Annotated in this window: 6 protein-coding genes, 1 rRNA gene and 1 pseudogene; 4 read left to right on the top strand and 4 right to left on the bottom strand. The window is 59.8% G+C overall.

The annotated features are described in order from the left end of the window. Positions 1 to 94: ribosomal RNA gene (rrf, locus tag VF672_RS10385) — 5S ribosomal RNA — on the top strand; the annotation flags it as partial. 153 nt (positions 95 to 247) lie between these two features. On the opposite strand, the gene mksF is transcribed toward rrf, so the two are convergent. From mksF to mksB, 3 genes are read right to left on the bottom strand one after another with little or no spacing between them, the layout of a single operon-like run. Then, positions 248 to 3082: an Mks condensin complex protein MksF gene (gene mksF, locus VF672_RS10380; RefSeq protein WP_331104357.1), complete on the bottom strand. Its 2835-nt coding sequence runs from the start codon at positions 3080 to 3082 to the stop codon at positions 248 to 250. Next, complete coding sequence (mksE, locus tag VF672_RS10375) at positions 3079 to 3786, bottom strand: Mks condensin complex protein MksE (protein ID WP_331104355.1); 708 nt, start codon at positions 3784 to 3786, stop codon at positions 3079 to 3081. Before mksE ends, mksF begins: the two co-directional genes overlap by 4 nt. Beyond that, positions 3776 to 5053 (bottom strand): Mks condensin complex protein MksB, encoded by a 1278-nt coding sequence (gene mksB / locus VF672_RS10370; RefSeq protein WP_331104353.1) that lies wholly within the window; start codon positions 5051 to 5053, stop codon positions 3776 to 3778. The genes mksE and mksB overlap by 11 nt, the downstream gene beginning before the upstream one ends. A 144-nt stretch (positions 5054 to 5197) precedes the next feature. Between mksB and VF672_RS10365 the strand changes: the two genes are divergently transcribed. Both VF672_RS10365 and rimI read left to right on the top strand, forming a co-directional pair. Next, on the top strand, positions 5198 to 6004 hold the full coding sequence (locus VF672_RS10365) for an energy transducer TonB (RefSeq protein WP_331104351.1): 807 nt from the start codon (positions 5198 to 5200) through the stop codon (positions 6002 to 6004). Then, positions 5997 to 6449, top strand: a complete 453-nt coding sequence (gene rimI / locus VF672_RS10360) for a ribosomal protein S18-alanine N-acetyltransferase (protein ID WP_331104349.1) — start codon at positions 5997 to 5999, stop codon at positions 6447 to 6449. Before VF672_RS10365 ends, rimI begins: the two co-directional genes overlap by 8 nt. Positions 6450 to 6508: 59 nt before the next feature. Here rimI and VF672_RS10355 read toward each other — a convergent pair whose 3' ends face one another. Next, the gene (locus VF672_RS10355) at positions 6509 to 6922 is read right to left on the bottom strand and encodes a serine kinase/phosphatase (protein ID WP_331104347.1); all 414 of its coding nucleotides are present in this window, start codon (positions 6920 to 6922) and stop codon (positions 6509 to 6511) included. A gap of 160 nt (positions 6923 to 7082) precedes the next feature. Here VF672_RS10355 and VF672_RS10350 point away from each other — a divergent pair. Next, positions 7083 to 7221, top strand: a pseudogene (locus VF672_RS10350) (carbonic anhydrase); the annotation flags it as partial.

Below are 7221 nucleotides of genomic sequence, written 5' to 3'. Positions count from 1 at the left end.
AACCACCTGATCCCATCCCGAACTCAGCAGTGAAACGATGTATCGCCGATGGTAGTGTGGGGTTTCCCCATGTGAGAGTAGGTCATCGTCAAGATTAAATTCCAAAACCCCATCTGCTAACGCAGATGGGGTTTTGTTTTTTTGCGCGAAAAAACTTCTGCCCCAGCCAACAGCAACAGCCAACCCTCCAATCAGCGCCCATAAAAAAGCCCCGCATCGCTGCAGGGCTTTCTACGAGCTACCTGACCTACTCGCTCAGTGCTTCAACTACCTGAGGTGTCTTAACGGGAGCAACCTCATCGCGACGTTGAATGTACTTCCAGTCTGCCTCGTCGATATAGATGCCAGCCGGTCCGCTACCGCCTTCCAGGTCAATTGCCACATGGGCTGACACCTGAGGCTTAACACTCGCCAGAATCGGCACAAAGCCCAGTTGAAGACTGGTCTCCAGCAGCGCCGCTTGATTGCGTTCATCAATGTCAGCGGCTTCGTCGAGGTAGTAGGGCAGACGAATCCGTCCTGCCTGCTCGCGATCCATCAGGTGCAGCAACAGGTACATGTTTGTCAGTGCTTTGATGGTCATGGTGGTGCCGTTTGACGCTGCCCCATCGATGTCGGTGTGGATGACCGGCTGGCTGTTGACCTTGGTGATCTCGAAAGCGAGTTCGAACAAATCCTTCAGACCGAGCTGGTTATGGTTCGCGGCCACCAGGCGCGCCAGATACTCCTTGGCTTCCTCGTTCTTATTGTCCTGTTCGGCACTCTGGCTCAGATCGAACACCGACAGTGTCTCGCCTTCTTCGTACTGCCCAGCACTGTGGATGATTTGATCAATGTGCTTGAGCGCTTCCTTGTTCGGTGCGAGCACGATACGGAAGCTCTCCAGGTTGGAGACCTGGCGGCGGTTGATCTCTCGGTTGAACAGCGCCAGTTGGTGCTCCAGGCTGTCGTAGTCGCTACGAATGTTACGTAGCGTCCGAGCAATGTCGGTGACAGCGGCACGACGTGCCTTGCCCAAGGTAAGCGCCTCATCAGTACGGTGGGCATAAGCATTGATCAGCAACTGCAGACGCCGCTCCATGTCGTCTTCGCTGTCGAACTTGGCAACGCCTTTCAAGCGGACTTGTGCGTACAACGCCTCGATCTGTCCATCGCAACGCAGCAGACCCTGCCAGCTGTCCTGATAGTCATTGAGCAGCGGCAGCAAGTTCTCCAGCGAGTCGTCAACCGGCTCCATGAACGGCGTGCCGAATGGCAGGTCGGTCGGGAGCAACTGACGGCGACGTAGCGCGTCATCCAGGGTGCGTTGCTTGGATTCGAGATCCCCGATCTGACGTCCCACCAGTTGCAGCTTGGCCGACAGCTGTTGGACGCGCTCGGTGAATGCATCGCTGGAGCGTTTGAGCTCGTCTTGAGCCGCTTCCATCTGGGCCAGCTGTTCAAGCTTCTCGCCTTCTTCGGCGCTCAATGTCTGAGCACGGCGGAAATCTTCCAGCGCCTTCTGCGCATCCAGTACCTGCTGGTACAAGGCTTCAGTCTGGGTTTTGCTGGCCGCGCGGTCGGCCGCCACAGCGTGCTGGACCTTCAGCTGCTTGAGCTCTTTCTCCAGACGCTCTTTCTGATCGCGCAACGCGGCGCGATCAGCCAGAGCCTGCAGGGCAGGGGGCTCGATGCTTGAGAGGTTGACAGTCAGGCCAGGCACCTCGAAGCGCTCGCCTTTGAATCCATCGAGAATCGCTTCGAGGGATTTGACCCAGGCGTCCCCGTCATCCAGGGCAATGCCTTGCTCGCCTAACGGCAGACTGAACAGCGCGCTGTTGAACAGACGCATCAGGCGCTCGACATCAGGCTGCGAGAATTCTTCACGCAGGCGGGCATAGCTGTTGTTGTCCGCATGATCGAGCTGTTGCTTGACTGATTTCAGGCGTTTTTCCAGGTCGCGCAGCCGCTCATCCAGATCCTCGGCGCTGAATTGGCGCGACTGCGCGAGCGCGCCCGCCAGTTCATCGTGAGCGTCCTTGGCCGCCAGCAGCTGCTGTTCCAGAACCTTGACGTCGTCGACGAGGGCAAAGCGGTTCTTGAGGACTGCCAGCTCGCCGATCCAGCGCTGGATGTTGCTGATCTCACGCTCCAGTCGCATCAGCTCTTGGGTGCCGCCACGCTGGTCGTTCTGCAGCGAGTCCTGTTCGTTACGGTAGTGCTCGCTCTGGATAACCAGCTCTTCTTTACGCGCGTTTGAATAGTCCTGCCACGTGCCGAGCAGGGAATCGAGCAGTGGCGAGAGACGATGTAACTTGCCGCGCAGGATGTCGCGCTGCCTGACGCCATTGGCCAACGCTTCGACCAGCGGGCCGGCGAGGACCAGGGCGTTGTAGTCCTGCTCCATGCGTCGTACGTCGCGGAACGCTTCTTCGCACGCCGCAATGTAATCGACGCTGCCGGAACGCAAGCTGTGCTCAAACGCATCGAGGAACAGCTGCTTCAATTTGGCCGCAGTGATCTCGCGCATGTGCAGCAAATTGATGAACAGCGCGCGGAAAGTCTTCAGGCTCTGTTCGCTGGTTGAACGCAGGGGGATCAGCGTCAGGTCCAGAGGGATCGAGGTGTGGCCACCGACCAGCAATCGGCGCAGTTCATCAGGTTTGAGCTCGTAGGCTTTCAGGCCCTGACTTTCCAGATTGGCGAACAGCTCTTTCTGACGCAGGCAGGTGTCGTTTTTCTGGTAATGGTCCAGGTCCAGCTTGCCGGCATAGGCGAAGAACTGATGTCCGAAACCACCGCCCGGACCCCGACCGACCACACCAATAACATGAGGGCCGTGGGGCAGGGAGACTTCGACAAGGATGTAGCTGGTATCGGACGCGAAGTAGAAACGGCGCGATTGATCCAGGCTGTATTTGCCGAAGCTCATGTCCGACATGCGCGCCAGAATTGGAAACTGAAGGGCGTTGATTGACGCACTCTTGCCGAGATTGTTCGCGCCGTATACCGACAACGGGTGCTCCAGCGGGAACAACCCGAGGCTGTAACCGGCCGTGTTCAGCAGCGCGAATCGGCGTATGCCGAAGCGTTCCTGGCTCATGCGTCATGCTCCTGTTCTTCCGCGATCGCCCGGGCTAGCGCGCGCTCTTCGGTTTCAGCGGATTCGTCAAATTCGGTAAGGTCCAGCGGGTCATCGGTTTCCAGGAGTCTTTCATCACTGTCCTCGTCAATCAGCACGGGAGCCGGCAACGGCAGGGCGCTGTGCAGACTGGCTGCCAGATCACGGTCTTGCTGCACGGACAGGCAGACATCGAGGAAGCGGTGCATGGGTGGCAGGAAACGATAGATGCCGACTTCTTCGGCGGCGAAGCCCAACTGGGTCATCCGGCGCATGATTTTTTCTTCCAGCTCTTCCTGGGTCTGTACTTCGGCTTGCAGGAACAGGTCGCGGTACTTTTCCAGCAGCGACGGCAGTTCGTCACGGCCCAGGCTGCCGCCGTCCAGCACGGCGACCGGGTCGCGGCCCTGGTCAGCCAGATGCTCTACCAGAATGAAGGTGAACAGGGCCAGACGTTGCGCTGTCTTGTTGACCTGCGCAGCCGCCAAGTCCGGCACAAAGTAGTAGAAGCCACGGGTGTCGCAGACCAGCTCGAAGCCCAATGCCTTGAACAAGCCGCGGTACGAGTCCTGCAGACTGGAGAGTTGCGCGTACAGCTCCGGATCGCGGCGGCTGACGTGGTAGCCCTTGAACAACTCTCGGAATATCGGCGCCAGCTGGGTCATTTCGGATAGATCAAGATGCATGGGCGGTGCCCTCGGAAGTCTCTGGGGTGGCGTCTTTGCTCGAGAGCAGGGCGAAGGAGCGCAGGCTGACGCGGTGCTCCTGGGTCAGGTAATCACGGCGCTCAAGCCGCTCGCGCTTGAAGCGTTTGTCCCGCGACAAGCGCGAAAACCAGTACAGCAATTCGTCCGTCGCCCCGGTGGGCTCCTGCTCCAGCAGCCAGACCATCAGATCCGGCATCGGCAGTGCGTCTTCGCAACGCTCGACCATTTCCCTGACCGTCCGCGGCGCGCGCGTCGGCTCGCCCTTGCGGGTGATGTTGGCTTTAGGAAAGCGCGCCGGTTTTGGCTCAAAGCGCGCCAGCGCATAGACGTACGCTTCAACCTGGTTGGCACTGCCGAGGAAGGTGCTTTGCGGACGGGTGAACATCGGCATCGCCGCTTGTGGCACGGCATCAAGCCCTCGGCGGCGAATGGCCGACAATGCGAGCGCAGCACCGCGCGTCACGGCATTGTGGCGACGCGCCTCTTCACGCAGCGGCAGCAAGAGTTCACGCGCGTGACGCAGGGTCAGTTGCGCGCTCGTCTGCATTTCGAGGATGCGCGCGTGCGTACGCAAGAGCATGTCATCGTCGACCAGATGGCCAAGGCGCTGCTGGTCGGTGAGCATACGCAACAGCACGTTCTCGACCTTGCGCACACCCTGTTCGAAGGCTCCGTCGGCGTTCACCAACTGGATCATCGGCTCGACGTATTCATCCCAGGTCGCCAGCACCTCGGCGTACCGCTGACGCAACGGAATCTGCCGGTCACTGGTCTTGGCGCGTTCGGCCACGGCCACCAGCGCTTGCTCGTCGTTGGCCAGCTTCTTCAATACATCGCGTACGCGCATGTCGAGCAGCCGCAGTTGCCTCGCCAGATCGTTGGCGTCCCGGGCGTCGAAGGCTTCCTGGATATAGCCGGCAAGGCGTTCGAGGTGGCGCAGGTACGCTTCGATTTCAAGGCACAAACCCAGACGATGCTCGCGGCGCAGGTACGAGAGGAAATCGTGGATCTGGGCGTTCAGCTCGAAACGGTTTGGGCTTTTGGCCACCGGAACCAGAATGTCGAGCCGAATCCAGACGTCCAGCAGCGTGGTGATGTCCTGTGGCGTGCTCTCCAGTTGCTGGGCGGCCAGTTGCAAACGCAGTTCGCTCAGGCTCAACGTGCCTTGGTCAAAGTGCTCGCACAATGGCTCAAGAAGCGCCCAGTGCTCGGCAAGGGCGCGCAAGACGCGCTTAGGTTCGATCATCGGTTGGTCGCTGACTGGCAAATAAAAGCGGCGATTGTACTGCATCGCCGGGCTGGTTTTTCACCCTCAGTCGATCAACTGCGGCGGGAAACAGTGAAGGCCTGTAGAATCTCCCGCCTGACTTTATCCACAGGTAGCTGACCTTTGCTCAATGAGCCTCGTCGTCGCGCTTATCTGACCGCCATGCAGGTGGTCAGCTGGCTGCCGCGCACTGAATTGCCCTTCGCGGCACCGTCGCGTCCCGAGCTGCTTGCGCCTGTGCCTGAAGTGATGGAGGTACCGTCGCCGGTTAGCCAGGCAGATTCGGCGCGCGCGCCGGAGCGCGATTCGGCCCCTGTCGCGCCGACGCCGGTGGCGCGATCGGTGGAACGGCCGAAAATCGAAGTGCCTCGCCCCTCCAGCGCACCCAAGCCGAAGGCGGTCAAGGAAGAAGACGTCGCGCCTGCCGTGGTGAAAGCGCCGGCAGTGCCGCCGCCACGTTTTGCGCTGCAGTTGCTGCGCGCCGGAAGTTGCCTGTTGTTGGTGGACCTGGTGACCGGCGAGCCATTTCAGAGCCGCGATCCTTCCTATCTCTTGCTCAAAGACATGCTTCGCGCCGCCGGCCTGCCAGACAGCCCGCAGATCATCGGCGAGCCTGTGCGCTGGCCGCTGTTGGTGCGCGGGCAAATGGACCAGGGCCCTGAAGCGGCTCGGGATTTCGTGCAGGGTTTTCTGTACGCCCGCGTCGAAGAACAGCCCTGCAGCTGCTTGTGGCTGATCGGGCTTCCGGCGCTGCGTTTTGCCGCTGAAACCGACGCCGAATCCTACAATCTTGAACTTCAGGTCGACGGCTTGGGGTTAGCCTGGGCGCTGCCGGGTCTGGAACTGTTGATGGACGAGCCGCAGCGCAAGGCCGAAGTGTGGCGCGCCATGCGTCAATTGATGGGCCGCTGGAAGACCGTAAATGAATGACGCCGTAACGTTTCGCCGCATGACCGAAGCCGACCTGGACGCCGTGCTCAAGATTGAGTACGCCGCGTTCAGCCATCCATGGACGCGGGGTATTTTCATTGATGCGCTGAGGTCCTACGAAGTCTGGCTGATGTTTGAAGGCAGTCAGCAAGTGGGACACGGTGTCATCAACGTGATCATCGATGAGGCGCACTTGCTCAACATCACCGTCAAGCCGGAGAGTCAGGGCCGAGGTCTGGGGCTGATGCTGCTGGGACACCTGATGAAGCGCGCCTATGAGATGAATGGCCGTGAATGCTTCCTAGAGCTACGAGACAGCAATCGGTCGGCGTACCGTTTGTATGAACGCTACGGCTTCAACGAGATAGGTCGGCGTCGGGATTACTACCCGGCCGTGGGCGGACGTGAAGACGCCCTGGTCATGGCCTGCACGCTGCTCGATTAGCGGCGATGGCTGGGTGGGAGTCAAGGGCACTCCCACCACAGCAAACCGGTCAGGCGTGCTTAAACGCCTGGCTTGCCATCCAGTGGGTCGAGGATGGCCATCTCTTCTTCATCGAGGCCTGCGCCTGCACCGATTTCATCTTCATCGACGACACTGAGGTGCAGATCAGCCGGGCCGCCTTCGCCGGCTTCTTTAGCGGAGCGCGCACCGTCATCGTGGATAAGTGTTTCCGGGCTCAGGTCATCATCCGTCGGCTGGTGGTCGTCCATGGACGCACCGGTCAGCCCCGCTTCACGTGCACGTTCATCAGGAATATAGGTCTCAAGCTCGTCCGCTGGAATGGTGTCGCCTATGCGCCCGCTCGGCTCGTTGTTGTCGTTAAAGTTGAGCTCTTCCATCGATCCCATGCGGTCTTCGTTGTCATCGATGGGCTCCGGCTGAGTGGCATCGAATGGACGGCGTGCATCGTTCATGGCAAATCCTCAATAGTGTCGGTCTTAATGGGTGGACCGGACGACGTGGCGAAGATTCCATCCGCTTCTTGATCGGCAGTCGCCGATCGGTTGAACTCCTGCGTGACCTGAAGCGCCGATCCCCAGTCATAGCTGTGCATCATTTCCGAGGCATCAACGCATGAACGAACTACAAGACTTGATCGACAACAACGAACGTTGGGCTGCCGCCATCAAGGAAGAAGACCCCGAGTTCTTTGCCAAGCTGGCGCGCCAGCAGACGCCGGAATTTTTATGGATCGGTTGTTCAGACGCACGTG

The sequence above is a fragment of the Pseudomonas sp. genome, assembly GCF_036387035.1.
Taxonomy (GTDB): Bacteria; Pseudomonadota; Gammaproteobacteria; order Pseudomonadales; family Pseudomonadaceae; genus Aquipseudomonas.
The sequence above is the reverse complement of the archived record's forward strand: the minus strand, read 5'-3'. Positions and strand labels throughout refer to the sequence as shown.